Below are 19,591 nucleotides of genomic sequence, written 5' to 3'. Positions count from 1 at the left end.
ACAGAGCTTGGTTATTTATGCTGTGAGCTTAAACCCAAAATTTGCTTTGAATATTGATTTTATTTCTGAATCAGTTGAAATGGTTTTCGCGGTTAATGAGTGCAATAACATAGCAGATCAGATCGTTAAAGCTAAAAAGATTGAAGAGTGGGCCGTTTCATATATGCTCATACTGTTTTATAAAAAATATGGCGCAGTAGATAGTAAAAGCCGTGCTTGGCAATTTATGAGTGCTTACCTGCAAATTATTTTAAGGATCACACTGCGAGAGGATAAGCACTAGATCGCCTTTTCCAGCTAGATACTTATGTCCATAAGCAAACATTTGATAAATATCACTTTGGCTTATATCGAAGTTATTCTGACTATTTGATGAGTTTATAATCTTCCACTTGGTATCCATCACATAACGTGGCTTGCCCAAATGGTTAATTAATAGGTCAGGCTTTAGCATAAAGCGGTTTTTATGGCTGTCAGAAATATCATCCTTTGCCTCAATCAGATAACGACTAGCCGCCTGAGTTTTTAGTTGTAGAGGTGGTGCTATTCGTTTGTTTAAACATGCGGCCACATGCTCCTCAAATATACGCTCCATAGGAAATAGTAAAGAAATACCTTGGTGTTTGCCTTTTTGAAAGTTTGGATTCATCTTTTCTAAAATTAGTGCGCACCAAGGTTTAATTACTTGATAGTTTTGAAGGGTTTTATTAGTTCCCCACTTAGGCATAAGACTTAGTGGGCGGGCAAGTGGAGTAATAGGCTCTAGAATATGAGATAGCTCATTAGCCAGTCGCCAATTAACATGGCTACGACAATTGGCTTGTATGTAGTCTAAGGCCGACTTAATAAGACGGTTCTCAAGGCGGTTCGGCTGATAAATATCGTGACTGATATGAAATAAATGGTCCCGTCCAGCAGGTTGACGCAGCTGTACGGCCATATTCAATTGTCCTCGAATATATCGACTTTCTTCTTCTATGCGTAAATAGTCAAACCTTAAGCCTGAAGCAACAAGCTTATTTAAATGATTTAGGAATTGGTTGAATATCCACTCATGTATAGGTAAATCCATTCGATTAAGCGTTGCTGAGTGTGCTTCTTTATAAGGTAAATGCAGTGCTGAATAAAGCATCTTACATAATATCGCGCGGCTTTTTTTAGTATCCTGTTTGGTAAAAATGCTAGTTTTAGGAAGTACTTCGATCCCCTCGCCAGTAGGACTTTGTAAATAGCCTACATATGAATGTAGCTTGAGACAATCAGGCTTCTCAAAAGTTATAAAGCGTCCGGATCCTGGCTGTTCACTTAGACTTGCCAGCCAACTAAAGGTGTCACTACTAATGATTCCTAAGTCTAAACTCGAAGTGGCTGAAGTATCTGTAGTAAGCCGCGCATACTCTCTAACTTGAATGATATTAATCATTAGTCAGCCTGAGTATGAGTATCAACGAATACAATGCCAGTATAGGCTTCAGGTAGACTAAAGGCATTTTTATTTATACGATAACGTCTATCCATAACCTGAGCTGTCACACTACTATGAAAGAGCTCTGCGACATTGGGTTGTAAGTTTCCTACCTTAATAAATCTATGTTCAGGTTTTTTAGCAGGATCATTTAAGACCCACCCAATACGCTCCCAGTCAGAGAAAAAGTATTCTTGCAGTAGCGGAATAATGCGATTTTCAAATATATTGGCCAGTTCTATCTCAAGAGCATCATCTGAGTCTAGGTCTTTTAGGGACCAAAAGTAAGCATGACCTATGGTGTGCTCACGGTTTAGCAAGACTTCAATACGTTGGTTCATTATTGTCAGCAAGTCGGAAACATTAATACCAAATATCTCAATATCTGCTAGAAGATTAGGATTTGGCAAAAGCTCAATAAATTCAAAGCGTCGACGCAAAGCAAAGTCGATCTGGGCTAAAGACTTATCAGCCGTATTCATTGTGCCTAGTACATAGAGATTAGAGGGAACTGAAAACTTGTCTTTAGAATAGGGAAGTGTCACCTCACGTGCATCACTACCGCCTTTGCGTTTGTCAGGCTCTAAAAGCGTAATTAGCTCGCCAAAGATACGTGAAACATTACCTCGGTTGATTTCATCAATGATGAGTAGGTGGGGTTTCTCTAAGCTGTCTGTATTTGATTCTACGGTTAGTAGCTCTTTTAATTTATCTCTATTAATGGTGCCATCTTTAAGGTTGTATAGAGACATTTGAGATAAGGATTTCTCAAACAGCTTTTCTTTTGGAAGACTGTTATCATAAATTCGTAACCACTTAACCGGTCTCGACTGTTGATAACCGGTGCTGACTTGGTTTTCCAAGAACTTATAGTCGCCTGTCACCTCAGCGATGGCACGGAACTTATGGTTACCATCTGATATAATGATTAAGTCACCTTCTTTTATAATGTTTTTGAAGGTATTAACCGCGGTGATAAGGTAGTTATAGGGGTCGTCTGCTAAGGAGATATTACGGGCTTTTTCAACCTTAGATATAATTTCTTTTCGAATATCACAGCCTGTGAAATCTATATCATCGCCCCAACCCAGTAGAACGTAATTGTTTTTAAGACAGTCGTTATATACTTCTTCACCCTCGTACTCTAAGGTGTTGCCTAGAGATAGTTTCCATATATTCTTACCCTCAATATCTACAGATTGAGTTGAACCAGTTTGTTCTTTAGCATTCGGACTAGCTAAGCTGCATAATTTTTTAAATATTCCTGGAGTTACTTCATAACTAATGTTTGATTGGTCATCTGTTTCTTTAGTTACAGTAGGTCTAATACCTTCGACGAAGTCTTCATAGGCAAAGCTTTGATGAAATGTGGTGAACGCAATTCGCTCTTTACTGATCAGGTCATCATATTTTTGTTTGATTAATTTACGTTTTTGGTATTCTGGCAAGTCATCTAAAAGCAGTTTCGCATACCATTCTGGTTCTACACATTCTACGGCAAGTTCAGTAGTTGTGTAGGTTTTACCGGTACCAGGTGGGCCATATAGGATGCGGTTTAGGGGAATGGGCGCAAGTTTCTTCTCTTCATATTGAAGATCGTAGTCAGTAGTCACGGATGCAACCATACTGACTTCCTTATCTGTTTGATTTTCTAGCCAGGTTTCATATGAGATTTGATAGAAAGGCTTTCCACTAGTAGCTCGGACCTGCTCCAAGGTTTTTTGATAGGCTCCCCAATTATCAGGCATTTGAATTTTATTGGCTGTAAGCCATGGTTTAGTTTGACTGTCAATTGGTAGGTAACTCTCTGGTTTTACATAAAAAAGACTTTGTGTAAGCTTTGTGAATCCAGTACCTGGTATATCTAGAGTTGAGTCAAATAAATTGGCATCAACATCACCGTCCATTATTTGTTTAAATAGCTTCCATAGTGAAGGGATAGAATGTTCACTTCTTCGATACTTAAAAGGAAAGAACCATAGACCCATAGCCTGGGCAGTTGGAACACCATCGAAATCTTCAGGAATAGGAGCGTCAATATGATACATTTCTATTAAGTTTTTGAAGTAATGTCTACGTCTTACTATCCCAAACTTCATAAATGCTGATAGGAAAGTAAATGGGTCTATTTCAGTTAGCTTAATTCGTTTACCTTCAATAGCTTCATCTTCAAAGCCTTTATCTATGCCAATATTGGCTAGAATATCAACTAATTGCTCTTGTTTATCCTCAAAGTCAACCAACCATTCTGAAATGGCCTTAAATGCTGGTATCCATGTGTATTTAGCTTGATTGTTATTCAAAGTAATTTCCATATCATCAATATTTGATTCAACAAAGTTTAGCTCTTCCATCGCTTCTACAAGCTCATCTCGTAGGGTCCATACAAATAGGTTTTGCTCATTATATTTACCTACCATAACTATACGCCAGTAGATAGAGTTGCCATCCTTGTCTTGAATTTTAAATCTATTAAGATGCATTTGGACATGTTTTGCAAATTGAGAAATGCTGGCATTAAAGAAGTTGTGATGTTTATTGTACTTTTCACTCAAGTTTTTGCAGGTTGACTCATGTCCATCCTCTAAATAAAAAGCAATTAATGAGTCAGTATAATTGCGCCTCATAAGCTCGTTATTAGATAAAATCTGCTTCCATTCCTCTTTTGTTACGAGGGCTGGCGTGTGATAGTCATTTTCTGTGGTTTTTATAACTTGCATGTTAAGTGCTCGAAAATATGATGAACTGATTATTCGGTTTTGTATAAATAAACAAGATAGTAATGTATGACAGGTTCAGCTAATAGTGTAGCCTAAAGCTTTATATTGGCAATAATATATGTCGCTTTTTATGTTCATATGGTACTTGGCATTATCTGTTGAAATTAATTTAGTATTCTTTTAGGATATCTTTCAATTGTATCTGTCTGGCATCGATGGTGCCTAAAAATTAAAAGAGATTAATATGAAAAGATTTGGTTTGATTTTGGCAAGCACTCTGGTTATTCCCTTATTAGTGACTAATGCAAATGCAAAAGTAAAGAAATATGGCGTCACTGTAGATAATTGTGGTTTTGATTATGATGATGAAGATTTCTGCACTGATAAGCGACTAAAAACCTATGCTCAAGTTTTAAAGACACGTAAGCCTAATTTTGATAAAGATAAAATACTTTATATTTTTCAATCAAGCGATCCAGATACGGGGTATAGGATAGTGTTGATGGACACCAAAACTAAAATGGTTTCTCCAATGATGCATAGCTTTTTAAAAGCTAGCGATAGTAGAGGTAATTTGGTAAAAGTTAATAGTAAAGGTGATAATCTCGAGTTTGATTTTAATGTGAATTCAAACAAATTTTGTTTTAAAGGGAATATAAGTGCCTATAGAGATGCGTATGATTATGAAAGTGGACCATTTTGTTATAGATACGATCCTAAATTTAAGGAATTAAGTAGGGATTTTTAAGCCATTCATATGCTCATAAATCATTCTTAGTTTACGCTTGTATTAAATGGCAAATAAAACATTGATAACTAGCAACTTATAGTTTAAAAATAGTTTTGTGAAGATTTCACGCTCATAGCTCTTATACTAATATATGGTATAGGGGCTTTTTTATAACTAAATATACATCCATGAACTTAAATGCGACACTATCTGTCGTATTATCAATACGCTTCATAGGGGCAAAATAACGATATAGACCTAAACTAGGCTCATTAATAATATGCAGTTCGTTAGGAAGAGGCGCTAGTGAAATTAGGTATATTGATAGCACGTCGCTCAGGGAAGGTGAAAAGAATATCATTCATGATCCACAGTCCACCAAACGCTGCATCTTATGTAGTTTAAAGAGATAATGGATATAAATTAGATACTGCATTGGCATACGTCATTGATAAGAATATCACCGCGGGAGTAAGCAAGGTTGAGATCATCTTTGAGGCTGACCTAGCTGTGAAAGTTTCAATTGTAGACAATGGTAATGGAATGAGTAGGGAGGAACTCATTAAAGCCATGATAATTAGAACAAAAAGCCCTCTTGAGTAGTCAGTGCGGTAGTGTTCAAAATTCTGTGTCATTCCCCTAAACTATGTAAAAAATAAGGAATGACACCATGCAAAACTTTGACTTTAACGAAGCCTTAAAAGGCATTCAAGCAGGTAAACCTATCACAGGCAGTGACGGGGTACTAGCTCCACTCATCAAACAGCTCACCGAAGCTGCCTTAAATGCCGAAATACAAAGCCACCTTGAACAAAGTTCTACAAGCAACCGTCGTAACGGTTACAGCAAAAAGACCGTCAAATCAGCGGCAGGCAGCTTCGAGCTTGAAACGCCACGAGATCGTAACGGTGAATATGAGCCTGTGTTGGTCAAGAAACATCAAACTAAACTCACCGCTGAGATCGACAGCCGCATCCTATCGCTATTTTCTCATGGCATGAGTTACCGTGACATACGCCACCACATTGCTGAGATCTACCAACTTGAGGTCTCAGAGGCCACCATCAGTAGCATCACTGATGAGCTGATACCGCAGCTTAAAGCATGGCAATCTCGTCCACTCGACAGCGTTTATCCGTTTGTCTGGCTTGATGCGATTCACTACAAGGTCAAAGACGAAGGACGCTATGTCAGCAAAGCCATTTACACGCTATTGGCACTTAATACCGAAGGCAAAAAAGAACTCATTGGTCTGTACTGCTCTGAAAGCGAAGGGGCAAACTACTGGCTATCTGTGCTCACAGATTTACACAATCGTGGCGTACAAGATATTCTCATCGCTTGTGTGGATGGCCTAAAGGGTTTTCCTGAAGCCATCAATGCCATTTTCCCCAATACAGAAGTACAGCTGTGTGTGATTCACCAAATCCGTAATAGTATCCGTTATGTAGCTAGTCGTGATCAAAAAGCCTTTATGCGCGATTTAAAGCCTGTTTATAAGGCAGTTAATAAGGAGTCAGCTGAACTGGCTCTTGATGATTTAGAGGCTGTTTGGGGCGATCAGTATCCGGCGGTGATTAAGTCTTGGCGGGACAAGTGGCATTTGCTATCTGCCTATTTTAAATATCCTGAAGCAGTCAGAAAGCCTATTTATACCACCAATGAGGTGGAAGCGGTACATCGTCAGTTTCGTAAACTCACTAAAACCAAAGGCGCTTTCCCGAATGAAACCAGCTTGCTCAAATTGTTGTATGTTGGTATGTTAAATGCCAGTGCCAAGTGGACGATGCCGATTAGTAATTGGGGACAGACAATGATGCAGCTGTCTATCTATTTCCCTGGTCGATTAGATTCGGTGATGCGTCTTTAATTTAGTTGACACAGAGTTTTGAACGTCCTCTGGCTATCCAAATTAATAAAAAGAACCTGCCAAAGGCAGGTTCTTTCATTAGTAAGTAACAGATAGATGTTATAAGCTGATGTTTATTTAATTACCTCTTAAGTAGTCTCTTCTTTTTTTAATTGCAATCTCCATAGCTTCTTCAGATTCATAGCCACCGTCAATGACTAACTGTTCCCTTATTTTTTCATGTTCTTCTAATACTTTGTTATGCCTTATTTCATCGCGTTCGAGCATAGCCTCAGTTGATTTATCAATGTCCTTAGCGGCCTGATCTAGCACCGTAGCGGTCTTAGTAAAAAAGCTATCTATTGATTTGAGTATTTTCATTTTTATTTCTCTTTTTCTCTGCACACGACAAAAAAATTATCCCCACCCAATTTTCATAGGTTTAGGGGTTAAAAAGCTAACTAACTGTCGAAGTACAGTCTTATCATTGTTAAAAAACACCAAGCGCAGGCCCTCAATCAACACATCCAGGCCAAGCACAAACAAACTGGCTTGAGGTCGAGCGTTTGACTTCAACTTGCGTTTTAACGGCTTATCTTTGTCTTTATAAATACCGACATGATAAGCCCAACAAAATGCTAAGGCGTTCACTGCGACTAATTTACTGACCCGATCAAGATGGGTTAAGTGGGTATCTTCAAGATTAAAGCCACGCCCCTTTAAACAAGCAAATAAAGTCTCAATCTCCCAACGCTTAGCATAGCTTGTCATCGCATCCACTGTTTCTAGTTGATTGGTTGCGACAATCACTAAACCATAGTCTTTATCACGCTTGGCAAATACTCGAACCAAACAACCATCGACAGTCAGTATTCGCCCATGTCGATATGTTTCTTGATGGCTAACATGGCGCAATAACTCTTTAATCTGTACCAACTTGCCATGATGATTCTTAACTTTACTGTTCTTCTTAATCCGTATGGCAAAGGGTATGTGATTATTGGTGAGCCAGTTAAACCATTTTTCGCCAACAAACTCTCTGTCCGCTACTATCATCTCAAGGTTATCTTTGCCAAATTGTTTGATAAACCGCTCAATAAGTTCACAGCGTTCAAGATGGTTTGTATTACCTCGCTTATCTAGCATTTGCCAGTATAAGGGGATGGCTATCCCTTTATATACCACCCCTAGCATAAAGATGTTGAGGTTACTTTTACCCCATTTCCAGTTGGTGCGGTCAATGGTTAAGGTGACTTTGCCTAGCCCAAATAGTCGATATATCATTAAAGCTAATTGATCGTAGTCTATCCTCGCTTCGGCAAAAAATCGCTGTAGTCTGCGATAGTGGCTGTCGGTCTTGCCACCCTTAGGGAGGTGTCTTGCTATTTTTTTTAAGATTACTGCTTTGAGCAGTAATCAGGGCTATTATCATTAGGCTCAAACATGTGATTCTTGCCTTGTTCATACTCAGGTTTTGGGTTAAAGTTTCACTAAGTCTGTTAAAGTTTGGCATGGTCTGATTCGTCTTAAAAATCACTATTATGCCTTTGCTTTAACAGACTTTTTTGTTTTTTTTGTCGTGTGCAGAGTCTCTTTTTAAATAGTTATTTGAGTCAATCTACAAGTTTTTTAATACGGAATCAGCATAGCAGCTTTTACGAAATGGAATACCAGTATTTAACGTGTATAAAGATGTTTGTTTATCTTCCTGATAAGCAATAAAAAAACCTGCCGGCTGGCAGGTTTTTCGTTATACATTTAGACTGAATTAATTTAAGCAAGCGCTTGATCAACTAAGGCATCGGTCAAATTCACTTGAGTCTGCTGCGATTGCTGTAATTGCTCTTTAAGCTGTTCGCAAATCGCCATTAGTTCATCGACTTTTGCGACAATACGCTTTTGTTCGGCTAATGGGGGAATTATTATAGGAATCTCTTTAAGCTTAGAAGCTTTAATCCCTGTTGCAGTCATACCTGTTGCATTTTCTTTTAATTGTGATTGAAAAGGTGTGGCTAAAAGTTGAATTAGCATAAAGTCATTAATTTGTATTTCATGCCATTGAAAGCAAATTGCTCTTTGAGCTAACGCAAACTTCTCATCAAGATCAATGTTAGCAGCATTGCCTAAAGGAGCTTCTGGTGTGAATAAAGTATCACCTTTGCGAGGGAAGCCTCTAGTCATCCAGTTGATATATTCTTGCTCAGAAACAAACTCTTCTGGATTTAAATCAATATATCCATATCTGATATTTTTAGCAGTAATCAGTCTTATACCTTGATCAATTTTTTGCGGAGTTTTACCTCGATAATCAATAAATTTTGCCAAATTACCCAAACGAATCCATGCCCATCCCAGAGGTTGAGTAATGTATTTCTCATCTTCTTCAATATCAATCTTAGCTTTTGTTCTTAATGACTCTTCTTTGATTAATCTATTTTTCTCTGTCTCAACCTGCTTTAGCAACACCGAAGCAGGCTCATCATCAGGATTTTGCGGTACCAGTTTACCCATTACTGCTAGCTGTAAGATGGTTTGTTTAAGCGCTTCGATACTTTGTTCAGTGGTAAAGATAATATCGAAGTTATCCGCCAGTCTTGCCCAGTTTTGTTTAAGTGAGCTATGCTGAAGAAACCGTAGAGATAAACTTGGTAAACTAAGCACAATAACAGGAGTTTACCATGACTAAGAAAATTAGAACTTACAGCACAGAATTTAAAGCAGAAGCCGTCAAGAAGATAGCAGACAATAACGGCAATATCTCAGCGACTGCAAAGCAGCTTGGCATAGCGATGCAAACCTTATCCAACTGGCATAATAAAGCCAATCAAGGCAAACTCAAAGGCACTAAGCAATACGATCCAGAGCTCGTTTCAGCCCTTGAAGAAATTAAGCGTTTAAAGCGAGAGTTGAAGATTGCACAAGAAGAGCGTGAAATATTAAAAAAGGCCACGGCGTACTTTGCAAGGAACGGTCAGTAAGGTACGCCTTTATTGACCATTACAAGACTCAATTCAGTATCACAGCCATGTGCAAAACATTTGATACCAAACTATCAAGCTACTATGACTGGATCAAGCGTAATATCAGTGCTCAGCAAATACATCGTAATCACTGTGAACTGCTTGTAAAGGCTGCACACAGTGAAACCAAAGAGCGATATGGCTATGAGCGTCTGCATGCTTATTTAAACCAACAAGGGCATGAAGTTAGCAGGTATATGGTACGTAGTATCAAGGAAGAACATGACATAAAATGTAGACGTCATAAGCGCTTTAAAGTGACAACGGACTCAGACCATAACAAGCTAGTTTATCCAAACGTGCTGGATCAAAAGTTTGAAGCCAGTCGACCTAATCAATCTTGGGTCAGTGATATTACTTATATCTGGACAAACGAGGGCTGGCTGTACTTGGCTGGTGTTAAAGACTTGTATACCAAAGAACTGGTCGGCTATGCCATCAACAAACGTATGACTGCGGATCTAGTATGCCGTGCACTCAATATGGCCATTAAGAACAAACGACCCAGCAAAGGGCTAATAGTTCACTCTGATAGAGGTAGCCAGTACTGCAGCCATGCCTATCACAAGATCATCAAGCAGCAGCAATTTACAGGCTCAATGAGTGGCAAAGGTAATTGCTATGACAACGCTCCAATAGAGAGCTTCTGGGGCGTATTAAAGAATGAGCTGGTATATCACCAAGACTACAAAACAAGATTTGCAGCGATCAGCGATATCATTGGCTATATTGAGCTGTATTACAACCAAACGAGGATTCAAAAGAGTTTAGGCTATAAATCGCCAAGACAGGTGTGGTTTAATTATTATCGTCAAGCTGCGTAGTTAAAATCTCCCAAGTTTAATTGTACGGATTTGACAGCAGGGGTCAGTAGGGTTATGGGGTTTTGGGTTGGTACTTAGAAAGTCCTTCAGCTCTCTGCCTTTTAAACTGGCTTTATCTGCTTCCCACTGATTGAGTCGTTCAAGGTAGGTGTTATAGTGCTTATGCTCATTCGCCTTGATCTGATAATGACTTAAGTTCATTGCGAAACTTTTACCACTACCACTTTCACCTTCTGTAATAAGATATAAACTTGCTGGCATATGGGTATGACCTATTGGAGCATCAATGAAGCGTTGGCCCATGTGTGCCAATGCACCCAATATGCATTGTCCTGCCATTGCTGGTGTAACCTGTGCATGGTAAGAAATTTTTTCTATAACCCTTCTAAGCAATCCTTGCCAAGCTTCAATCGGGTAAGGTGTAGGCTCACTTGGATTATTGGCCAGAGATTCAGGATCATCCCAACCTTCGTCCTGCATGTCAATTACAGTAGCCTCGGCCATAACCTCATCTAAGAGCTTGCCTGCCTGAAGTTCTATCAACATATCAAAAGTGGTGAGAATGGCTTTCACATTTTCGCCAGCCAGCTTATCTAGCTTATGTCTTTTATCAACTGTGACGTTAAGATAAACGGTCTGTACCTCAGCAAAATGTTTAACCATTGGCTCAAATTGCCATGTAATTAAATTAACTAATATGGTGGCTGGTTGCATGCTAATAACATTTAGCTGGTGATATAGATTGATACCATCTTCTAAAGTATCAACTGCCCATAACTGTCTATCTTGGCTTATGTCACCGATGACAAAAGCACAAGGCTGGCTTACGTCTGTAATAAGTGGCTTGCTATCTCTGTTAGGGTTAAAGCAAGCAAGACTGGCTGGCTGCTCCTGGTTATCTATCAATACTAACCCTATCATATCTTTAGTCGGCATTATTTCGCCTATATTACGACCGTTAGTTATGCTAATATTGTCATGCAGATAAAGTAGTTTGCTATTAAGCCCTATTGGTTGATCCAAAAAGTATTCTAGGTCATAAAGTTGGTTTAATACTGCATCATCTGCCAGCGATTCGCCTGTCGCTGGTTGGTAGTCTGATAGCTTTGCAATTAAGCCCTTACTGTCGCTAGTAGGGGCTTTTTCACGTGTGCAAGATTTATTCATTTCAATAGTCATTTAATGTTCCTTACCAACCAGCTCAACTGGTTGGCGCTTATTCACTATGTCGTTTGATTAGCTTGGAAAACTCTTAATGAGTTTTACCTACTATGTCTTTCTTACAAATTAGGGTTATAGTCAAAAAGAATGACATGTCTAATACTGACTTGTTTTTCAAGATTTAATGCATTGATAAATTCCACTATTGTTTCAGCTTGCCAATAACGCATAATACTATCGGCGTGCTCAGCTATTAATGGCTCGTCATCTATGTAAATCATGTACCAATCATCTTGATTGATTGCTGTTATTCGCTCTTCTTTAGTTTTCTGAAAATGATCAATAATCATATCCATCTGTCTAGCAGTTTGGTTGTGGCTTATATGTATCATGTTAAGCCCTCTCTAAATCATCATTTGAGACGGTGCTAGGCTTTTGATTCTCAAGCCACTCCAATACATCAGAGTTACGCCAAGCCACCATAGTTGGAGATAGTTTAATGCTGGCAGGAAATAGGCCATTATTGCTCCATTCATGTAAGGTAGTACGACCAAACGGTAGGAAAGGTAGAATGTCTTTAGCTCTGCTCATTCCTTGCGGTGGTAAGTATTTTGCATATTGGCTTGGTGCTGCGTGCTTAATATCTTTAGTAGCGTTTTGATTGAAGTTAATTACTTCAGTATTGATAGAACTAGTCATATCACTTACTCCATAAAATCAGGTTGATTTGAACCGTAACGGCTTTGAATTAAGTGCTACGGTATGGAGTGAATGATAATTAGGGTGCATAAAATAGAAAATCCCCAATACCTAGTGGTAATGGGGATTTACGGGGGAAATAGCGTATCGGGTAATTATTTTTTCATGATTAGGGTAATTTCCTTGGGAGAGTTTTTATTTGGTCTACCTTTCTTTTTCGCATAATCTGGAGCAACACTAGACAACCATGTCTTAATTGTTTCATCTTCACGATGCTTACTCGGATCAATATCGTATAAGATTTTTTTGATTTGTTGCACCATATCCCCAGTTCTTATTTTTTTATCTTTATCCATCGACCATATGTATTTAGCAATAGCTTGACCAGTGCGAATAAACTTATCTCTCTCGAAATTAAAGTTATCTAAGGCTGTTAGCTGTTGATCGGGTAGAGTATGTTGAACGTTGTGAGAATTAGAACTATAGTTGCTCTTTTCAAAATGTAGGAGGTTCTCATCTACTAATGGTGAGAAGGCGAGCAAATCAGATATTTTGAAAAAAGCATGCATGTATTTGTAATTTCCCATACTAGAAATCAATGTTATTTGCATTTGCTCATCTAAAGCCTTTAAACTTTCAGGTCCATAGTAAATCCATTCCTGGTGAGTAATAAATAATGCTTTTTGGATGTCCTCGAGATATTCCTTAATCAGTTCAGGAGAATCTTCGGGAATAACCTTTAAATCCATATCTATATAGTAGAATCCTATATTATATATTTCATAGTGGAGTAAGTATGTCACCACTTCAAACAAAGGCTCTTTGTTAAGAGCAGACAAATGTATCATTAAACTATTGAAGTCTATAAAGTCATTTAACTTATTAGTAAGCTTACTAATTAAAGCCATTAACCACCTTTACTACACCTTTAAACTTAAAAGGGTGCAAGGCGGTGACTGCTTAAAGGTGTCAAGGGCAGTCGTTCGGGTAATTACTCCTAGCCTTGCAATGGGGTTTAGTTAGTTGTATTTTTAGCCGTTCTGTACTTTTTGAGCTTTTGGCATAATGATTAAGTTGTCAGTCTTGCCAGCAAAAGCATCATCAACATAGTTGGCCCACTCATGCATCATTTGAGTGCGGTAGGGCAGGTGTTGAGCACCATTGTATGCCTTACTAATCTTATTCTCTTGCTCATGTGCAAGCTGTAACTCAATAGCCTCATGCATATAGCCTTGCTCATGTAAGGTAGTACTGGCTAAACCTCTAAAGCCATGTCCAGTCATTTTGTACTTATAGCCCATCTGATATAAGGCATTGATAAAAGCGTTTTGGCTGTATGGCTTGCGAGTTGATGGATTAAAAAACACGTACTTATCAGAAAAGCCTAGTTGTTTGATTTGATGCAATATCTGCATTACTTGAGGTGCAAGCGGTACTATATGAGGCCTATCCATCTTCATCTTTTCGGCTGGAATACGCCATACCTTGTCAGTGTAGTCAATTTCTGACCACTCCATAAAACGAATCTCGTTAGTCCTTACGAATGTATAGCATAGAAACCATAAGCCTAGCTTGACAGTCATATGCCCTGTATAACTATCAATATCTGTCAAAAGCTGTGGCAGTTCTTTTGACGTAATACGACTGTGATTTTTTGTTTTGTGGGGCTTAATAGTAGCTGATAGATCAGAGGCTGGGTTGTAGGTAGCTAAACCATTCCTGATAGCATGTTTAAAGATTTGGCCTACTTCTGCCATTATTCGTCTTGCCATTTCATTCGCACCTCTAGCCTCAATTGCTTTACCAATAGCGATAATGTCAGGGGGAGTGATATCATCAATTATTTTATTACCAATAGCAGGTTTAACATCACGCATATAAGCAGAATAGTTACGGCTATAAGTGCTAGGTGCTAGATATGTTTTACGCTCTGCATACCATGCCTGTGCTATCGTATCGAATAACCTTGAACCATCTTGGCTGGCTTGTTGCTCTTTCTTTTTTTCTTTGGGGTTTATTCCATCAGCAACCAATTGTTTTATTTCTAGATTACGCTTTCTAGCCTCTTGTAATGAAAATGCAGGATACTTATTCAATGTGAGTGTCTGTTGTTTACCTTGCCAGCGATAAGCACTCACCCAAACTTTATTACCTGTATGTCTTACCCAAAGTTGAAGGCCATCGCCATCGCTATATTTATCAGGTCTGTTAGGTGTGCATTTATCGCTTGGGGTTAGTTTATTTATAAATGTATGAGTTAGTGCCATTGTTGGTATATTCCTGTTCTGTTAATCTTTATACCAACAAATATACCAACATTCTATATTGTTCACCATACCCCTATGTATTCACTAAACCCATCAAACGCCCATAAAAAAAGGCTTACCGAATATGACGGTAAGCCTTGAATCAAAATATGGTGGGCCCAGTAGGACTTGAACCTACGACCAAAGGATTATGAGTCCTCTGCTCTAACCAACTGAGCTATGAGCCCTAATAACAAGCCGTTTAATCAGCTTTATTAGACGCATTATATTACCTGAAAATTATAAATTTGCAAGGGTAAGACGCTAATTTTGGGTGACTTTTTTATAAAATCTGAGCAATAGCATTTATTCGAGCGGCACTCAATGCCGTACCAATAGCGCTGCCTTGTAAATCTGGGTCGATATCCGCCATGCTGATCTGAGTATAAGCCTTAATAAAATCAGTCATCTCAAGCTGCTGCCACGCCATTTCAATAACCTTGTGTAATTGTATTAGCTCATGGAGATCAGAGGGGTCTTTATCGGCTTTAGTGAGCACGATGAGCTTGGTCAACGAATTGGCATCAGAGTCGCTGTGTTGCCCTAGGTATGGATATGCTGCTAAATACCCTGAGCAATTGGCATAAGATGCAGCAAACTGAGTGGTTTTTTTTGGTACCTTCAAGTTATGGCTCACCTGTTTAAGCTTGCTTGCCCAGGCGCTGAATAAGGCCTCATCGATTTGATGCGGATGATGATTTGAGTGATGGCGTGGATTAAGCACCTCTATCACCTCTTGTGCGAAGCTTAACATGATTATCGCCCAGCGCTGCTGCAAGCTTAAGTTCAGTTGGCCTGCTAATTGTAGGGCTTGAAACACCAATGCTTTTATCTTGTCATCGCCTAACGCATTGGCAATACTGGGAAAAATATGGGGTAGGGCGCCCATATACTGCAAACAATCTAGGTAAGCATATGGACAGTCTTGCATCAAAGCGCGACTGGTCTCTTGCCAGACACGCTCAGCAGTCAGGCATGCAAGTTCATCACTGTCATTGATGGTGGCGATTAACGCTAAGGTATCTGGTGCAATGCTGAAGTTATGATCAGCTTTTGGATCATAAAATCGTCCATAAAACCTAGCTATCCTTAGTACCCGCAGCGGGTCTTCACTAAAAGCTTCAGACACGTGCCTTAGTGTTTTAGTTTTAATGTCCTCACGGCCACCATAAGGATCAATGACTTCACCTGTGAGAATGGTGTCGTCCATCAGGCTTTTGACTTCTATGGCCATGGCATTAATGGTCAAATCGCGGCGTAAAAGATCTTGTTCTATGGTCACCTCGGGTGAGGCATACACCTCAAAGCCTTTATACCCTTTGCCAGATTTACGCTCAGTACGTGCTAAGGCATACTCTTCTTTGGTTTTAGGGTGCAAAAATACCGGAAAATCTGCGCCTACCTGGATAAAGCCGGCCTCAATCATTTGCTCGGGTGTGGCACCTACCACAACGAAGTCTTTATCGGTATAAGGTCTGTTGAGTAGCTCGTCTCTGACTGCACCACCCACAATATAAACTTGCATAGTCATCCTTATGTTTTAATTTTATTATTAAGAGCGTATAAATTAAAGTATCAGTATCAATAATGTTTTTGATATAATCAACCGCTTTATTCTCAAGGCTCCAAGAGACTAAGCGATTAAAATCTATAAGGAGTATAACGCATTATTTGGGATGCTATTCATCCTATAGATGATACTTAAGCGATAGTGGAGTTGATGTAAATGATGATCTCAAATGCTAACCAGCTAGATAAAGCCCTTGAAAATGTTAAAGATGGTGAGCTTATTAGGCTGGTTTATGTGAGCATAATTAGTAAGGAAAGCAGCTCAGACCCGCAGTTGTTCGAACACATCAGAGTACATGCTGAAGATTATAATCTTAAAAACTCTATTAAAGGGGTGCTCTGTAATGATCATCGTCATTTTTTACAGTGTTTAGAGGGTCAAAAAAAGGTACTTGTACCACTTATGGCTCGAATATTTGTCGACAAGCGTCATAAAAAGGTGCAAGTTATTTTGTTAAAGCACATTAATAAATACAGCTTCCACAAGTGGCAGATGAGCAGTTTAAGCTTTGATAAAACAGCATGGACGGCTGATTCGATGCAAGCACATACTCCTGAGTTAAATCAGTTTTTACCCTTCAAGCCGTTAACCTGGTCGCCTTGGTTCGTTGAGCATTTTATTTGTGTGATGCAAAAACTTGAAGCCAATACCGTTAATGACCCACAGTATCAAGAAGTTTATAACATCATCAGAGATCCTAAAAATGATGTGGTCAGCATTATGGACTCAGGATTATTGCATTGGCTACTGTTTGGGCTCGTGGTTATTACGTTGGGCGTACTGCTAAAATACGGCTCAATTTTTTAATCTAGGTTTATCAATAAAAAAGCCAGCGATTGCTGGCTTTTTTATTGACTTAAGGCTTATAAGCTAAGATTAGTTTTTTGCGTTGGCTTCGATATCTTGAGCTTCTGTAACCGCTAGGGCAGTCATGTTGACAATACGACGAGCAGTAGCAGAAGGCGTTAAGATATGTACAGGCTTGCTGGCACCTAATAGGATTGGACCAATGGTGGCACTACCTGTAGCTGTCTTTAACAAATTAAAGGCAATATTAGCGGCATCAAGGGTTGGCATAATCAACAAGTTAGCTGGGCCTTTTAACACACTGTGTGGGAAGTCTTGATTACGGATACGGTCATCTAGTGCTGAATCACCATGCATTTCGCCATCAAACTCAAAGTCCACATTCATTTCATTTAGCAGCTCATACACTTTGCGCATTTTAATGGCGCTATCACGGTTAGAGGTACCGAAGTTTGAGTGTGAAAGCAGAGCAACACGTGGAGTAATGCCAAAGCGGCGCATTTGATCTACAGCCAGTACTGTCATTTCTGCCAACTGCTCAGCGGTTGGGTCTTCATGAATATAGGTATCGGCAATAAACAGGTTGCGGTTTTGCATCAATACGGCATTCATTGAGTAGAAGTTTTTAACACCCTCAAGCTTGCCAATGACTCTTTCTACGTAGTTTAAGTGTAAGTTGTAGTGACTGAAAGTACCACAGATCATACCATCAGCATCACCTTTTTCGACCAACAAAGAGCCGATTAGCGTGGTCTTACGGCGCACATCACGGCGAGCAAGTTCAATACTGACGCCCTTGCGTTTATTTTGCTCGTAATAAGTCTGCCAGTAGTCTTTATAGCGTGGATCATCATCTTGGTTTACAATTTCAATGTTTTCACCTGCTTTTAGACGCAGGCTCAAGGCATTGATTTGTGATTGAATAATTGCAGGGCGACCCACTAAGATTGGCTGAGCTAAGCCTTCATCAACCACTACCTGAACTGCACGCAGTACGTCAGGATCTTCACCTTCACAGAAGACAATACGTTTTGGATCTTCTTTGGCACGCGCAAACAAAGGCTTCATTACAAAGGCTGAGTTATACACAAAGGCTGAAAGTTTTTGACGATAAGCACTAAAGTCATCAATCGGTAGTGTGGCTACGCCCGAATCCATGGCCGCTTTTGCTACCGCAGAGGCAATCTCAACGATTAAGTTTGGCTCAAGTGGGCCAGGAATCAGATACTCGCGGCCAAAGATCTTAGAGCTATCCACATATTTTTGGCCTTGCAATGGCGTGGCTTCTACATGAGCCATGGCTGCAATAGCGTGCACACAAGCAATCTTCATTTCTTCGTTTACTGTGGTTGCGCCCACATCTAGTGCACCACGGAAGATATAAGGAAAGCACAAGGCATTGTTTACTTGGTTAGGATAGTCTGAGCGACCGGTTGCCATGATAACGTCATCACGAACAGCATGCGCAACCTCAGGCATAATTTCAGGAGTAGGGTTAGCCAGTGCAAAGATAATAGGGTCACGAGCCATACGCTTAATCATGTCAGGGGTTAAGATACCTGGCATAGATAAGCCTAGGAACATATCCACATCGTCCATCACATCATTAAGGCTTGTGGCTTCTGTGTCACGAGCAAAGCGCTGCTTGCTTTCATCTAAGTTGTCACGTTTGGTAGAGATGATACCGCGTGAGTCTGATACAAAGATGTTAGAGCGTTGAACGCCTAACGCACAAATTAAGTCTAAGCATGAGATGGCGGCTGCACCGGCACCAGAACACACCACTTTGATATCTTCAATTTTTTTGTCGATCAGTTTTAAAGCGTTAATTAAAGCGGCGCCCACAATGATTGACGTACCATGTTGGTCATCATGGAATACAGGAATGTTCATGCGCTTACGTAGTTCGCGCTCAATTTTGAAACATTCAGGCGCCTTGATGTCCTCAAGGTTGATACCACCAAAGGTAGGCTCTAAAGAGGCCACAGCTTCAATGAATTTGTCAGGGTCATTTTGATCAATTTCGATATCAAATACATCGATACCTGCAAAGCGTTTAAATAATACGCCCTTACCTTCCATAACCGGTTTTGATGCCAAAGGACCGATGTTACCTAGACCCAGTACTGCCGTACCATTGGTAATAACACCAACTAGATTATTGCGTGCGGTATATTTTGCCGCAAGCTTTGGATCTCGTTGAATTTCTAAGCAAGGAACAGCTACCCCTGGAGAGTAGGCCAAGGCTAAGTCATGTTGGTTAGCAATCTGCTTAGTTGGGGTAACTGAGATCTTACCAGGTGTGGGGTGCTCATGATAATGCAAAGCGGATTGTTCAAACTGCTCTTTGTTCATTGCATTAATGGAATTAGGATCTGAAGGAATAGAATTTGAAGTATTATCGCTCATGTTTAAGACCAATTATCTCTTGAGAAAGGAA

At 39.6% G+C, this 19,591-nt stretch carries 17 protein-coding genes, 1 tRNA gene and 1 pseudogene; 6 read left to right on the top strand and 13 right to left on the bottom strand.

Features of this window, described 5'->3' with window-relative positions:
- The first annotated feature begins 22 nt into the window (after nt 1-22).
- The gene (locus MN210_RS07195; RefSeq protein ID WP_241878044.1) at nt 23-283 is read left to right on the top strand and encodes a hypothetical protein; all 261 of its coding nucleotides are present in this window, start codon (nt 23-25) and stop codon (nt 281-283) included.
- On the opposite strand, the gene MN210_RS07190 is transcribed toward MN210_RS07195, so the two are convergent.
- The gene (locus tag MN210_RS07190) at nt 251-1,423 is read right to left on the bottom strand and encodes an McrC family protein (protein ID WP_338411946.1); all 1,173 of its coding nucleotides are present in this window, start codon (nt 1,421-1,423) and stop codon (nt 251-253) included. The genes MN210_RS07195 and MN210_RS07190 overlap by 33 nt on opposite strands.
- Entirely contained in the window at nt 1,423-4,185 is a 2,763-nt protein-coding gene (locus tag MN210_RS07185; protein ID WP_338411945.1) for an AAA family ATPase, read from the bottom strand. The genes MN210_RS07190 and MN210_RS07185 overlap by 1 nt, the downstream gene beginning before the upstream one ends.
- Before the next feature lie 244 nt (nt 4,186-4,429).
- Here MN210_RS07185 and MN210_RS07180 point away from each other — a divergent pair, with 244 nt between their 5' ends.
- From MN210_RS07180 to MN210_RS07175, 3 genes and pseudogenes are all read left to right on the top strand, one after another.
- The gene (locus tag MN210_RS07180) at nt 4,430-4,933 is read left to right on the top strand and encodes a hypothetical protein (RefSeq protein ID WP_241878041.1); all 504 of its coding nucleotides are present in this window, start codon (nt 4,430-4,432) and stop codon (nt 4,931-4,933) included.
- Between the two features lie 411 nt (nt 4,934-5,344).
- Nucleotides 5,345-5,518 (top strand): annotated as a pseudogene (locus MN210_RS13315) (ATP-binding protein); the annotation flags it as partial.
- Nucleotides 5,519-5,585: 67 nt separating this feature from the next.
- A complete protein-coding gene (locus MN210_RS07175) occupies nt 5,586-6,785 on the top strand; it encodes an IS256 family transposase (protein WP_338411944.1) in 1,200 nt (399 codons plus the stop codon).
- A 117-nt stretch (nt 6,786-6,902) separates the two neighbouring features.
- On the opposite strand, the gene MN210_RS07170 is transcribed toward MN210_RS07175, so the two are convergent.
- The 3 genes from MN210_RS07170 to MN210_RS07160 form a co-directional block, all read right to left on the bottom strand.
- Nucleotides 6,903-7,145: a hypothetical protein gene (locus MN210_RS07170; protein ID WP_338411943.1), complete on the bottom strand. Its 243-nt coding sequence runs from the start codon at nt 7,143-7,145 to the stop codon at nt 6,903-6,905.
- A 36-nt stretch (nt 7,146-7,181) separates the two neighbouring features.
- A complete protein-coding gene (locus MN210_RS07165) occupies nt 7,182-8,150 on the bottom strand; it encodes an IS4 family transposase (RefSeq protein ID WP_338412833.1) in 969 nt (322 codons plus the stop codon).
- Nucleotides 8,151-8,537: 387 nt separating this feature from the next.
- The gene (locus tag MN210_RS07160; RefSeq protein ID WP_338411942.1) at nt 8,538-9,425 is read right to left on the bottom strand and encodes a restriction endonuclease subunit S; all 888 of its coding nucleotides are present in this window, start codon (nt 9,423-9,425) and stop codon (nt 8,538-8,540) included.
- A 17-nt stretch (nt 9,426-9,442) separates the two neighbouring features.
- On the opposite strand from MN210_RS07160, the gene MN210_RS07155 reads away from it, so the two are divergent.
- Nucleotides 9,443-10,608, top strand: a protein-coding gene (locus tag MN210_RS07155; protein WP_338411941.1) for an IS3 family transposase whose coding sequence is annotated in 2 segments (ribosomal slippage) — nt 9,443-9,701 and nt 9,701-10,608 — 1,167 coding nt in all. Because the reading frame shifts where the segments join, the coding sequence is not laid out codon by codon here.
- On the opposite strand, the gene MN210_RS07150 is transcribed toward MN210_RS07155, so the two are convergent.
- From MN210_RS07150 to MN210_RS07120, 7 genes are all read right to left on the bottom strand, one after another.
- Complete coding sequence (locus MN210_RS07150; protein ID WP_338411940.1) at nt 10,609-11,787, bottom strand: DUF3987 domain-containing protein; 1,179 nt, start codon at nt 11,785-11,787, stop codon at nt 10,609-10,611.
- A gap of 101 nt (nt 11,788-11,888) precedes the next feature.
- Nucleotides 11,889-12,161, bottom strand: coding sequence for a hypothetical protein (locus MN210_RS07145; protein ID WP_338411939.1), 273 nt, complete (start codon nt 12,159-12,161; stop codon nt 11,889-11,891).
- Between the two features lies 1 nt (nt 12,162).
- Nucleotides 12,163-12,468, bottom strand: a complete 306-nt coding sequence (locus MN210_RS07140) for a helix-turn-helix transcriptional regulator (protein ID WP_241878034.1) — start codon at nt 12,466-12,468, stop codon at nt 12,163-12,165.
- A 155-nt stretch (nt 12,469-12,623) separates the two neighbouring features.
- Nucleotides 12,624-13,376: a hypothetical protein gene (locus MN210_RS07135; RefSeq protein WP_241878033.1), complete on the bottom strand. Its 753-nt coding sequence runs from the start codon at nt 13,374-13,376 to the stop codon at nt 12,624-12,626.
- Between the two features lie 123 nt (nt 13,377-13,499).
- Nucleotides 13,500-14,735 (bottom strand): tyrosine-type recombinase/integrase, encoded by a 1,236-nt coding sequence (locus MN210_RS07130; RefSeq protein ID WP_338411938.1) that lies wholly within the window; start codon nt 14,733-14,735, stop codon nt 13,500-13,502.
- A 150-nt stretch (nt 14,736-14,885) separates the two neighbouring features.
- A tRNA-Ile gene (locus MN210_RS07125) sits at nt 14,886-14,962 on the bottom strand.
- Nucleotides 14,963-15,057: 95 nt separating this feature from the next.
- The gene (locus MN210_RS07120; RefSeq protein ID WP_338411937.1) at nt 15,058-16,299 is read right to left on the bottom strand and encodes a tRNA nucleotidyltransferase/poly(A) polymerase-related protein; all 1,242 of its coding nucleotides are present in this window, start codon (nt 16,297-16,299) and stop codon (nt 15,058-15,060) included.
- A 201-nt stretch (nt 16,300-16,500) separates the two neighbouring features.
- On the opposite strand from MN210_RS07120, the gene MN210_RS07115 reads away from it, so the two are divergent.
- Nucleotides 16,501-17,151, top strand: a complete 651-nt coding sequence (locus MN210_RS07115; protein WP_110816612.1) for a BLUF domain-containing protein — start codon at nt 16,501-16,503, stop codon at nt 17,149-17,151.
- A gap of 69 nt (nt 17,152-17,220) precedes the next feature.
- Here the strand turns inward: MN210_RS07115 and MN210_RS07110 are convergent, their stop codons facing one another.
- Complete coding sequence (locus tag MN210_RS07110; protein ID WP_011960521.1) at nt 17,221-19,560, bottom strand: NADP-dependent malic enzyme; 2,340 nt, start codon at nt 19,558-19,560, stop codon at nt 17,221-17,223.
- Nucleotides 19,561-19,591 lie beyond the last annotated feature (31 nt).

This window comes from Psychrobacter raelei, from assembly GCF_022631235.3.
GTDB classification, from domain to species: domain Bacteria; phylum Pseudomonadota; class Gammaproteobacteria; order Pseudomonadales; family Moraxellaceae; genus Psychrobacter; species Psychrobacter raelei.
Note: the sequence above shows the minus strand (reverse complement) of the source record. Positions and strands in the feature narration are given on the sequence as shown.

Bases quoted from the DNA above. Each gene is read 5' to 3' on its own strand.
- MN210_RS07145 (WP_338411939.1), bottom strand. From the start codon at position 12,161: ATGATACATATAAGCCACAACCAAACTGCTAGACAGATGGATATGATT.
- MN210_RS07150 (WP_338411940.1), bottom strand. From the start codon at position 11,787: ATGACTATTGAAATGAATAAATCTTGCACACGTGAAAAAGCCCCTACT.
- MN210_RS07110 (WP_011960521.1), bottom strand. From the start codon at position 19,560: ATGAGCGATAATACTTCAAATTCTATTCCTTCAGATCCTAATTCCATT.
- MN210_RS07120 (WP_338411937.1), bottom strand. From the start codon at position 16,299: ATGCAAGTTTATATTGTGGGTGGTGCAGTCAGAGACGAGCTACTCAAC.
- MN210_RS07140 (WP_241878034.1), bottom strand. From the start codon at position 12,468: ATGACTAGTTCTATCAATACTGAAGTAATTAACTTCAATCAAAACGCT.
- MN210_RS07130 (WP_338411938.1), bottom strand. From the start codon at position 14,735: ATGGCACTAACTCATACATTTATAAATAAACTAACCCCAAGCGATAAA.
- MN210_RS07170 (WP_338411943.1), bottom strand. From the start codon at position 7,145: ATGAAAATACTCAAATCAATAGATAGCTTTTTTACTAAGACCGCTACG.
- MN210_RS07175 (WP_338411944.1), top strand. From the start codon at position 5,586: ATGCAAAACTTTGACTTTAACGAAGCCTTAAAAGGCATTCAAGCAGGT.
- MN210_RS07180 (WP_241878041.1), top strand. From the start codon at position 4,430: ATGAAAAGATTTGGTTTGATTTTGGCAAGCACTCTGGTTATTCCCTTA.
- MN210_RS07190 (WP_338411946.1), bottom strand. From the start codon at position 1,423: ATGATTAATATCATTCAAGTTAGAGAGTATGCGCGGCTTACTACAGAT.
- MN210_RS07135 (WP_241878033.1), bottom strand. From the start codon at position 13,376: ATGGCTTTAATTAGTAAGCTTACTAATAAGTTAAATGACTTTATAGAC.
- MN210_RS07185 (WP_338411945.1), bottom strand. From the start codon at position 4,185: ATGCAAGTTATAAAAACCACAGAAAATGACTATCACACGCCAGCCCTC.
- MN210_RS07115 (WP_110816612.1), top strand. From the start codon at position 16,501: ATGATGATCTCAAATGCTAACCAGCTAGATAAAGCCCTTGAAAATGTT.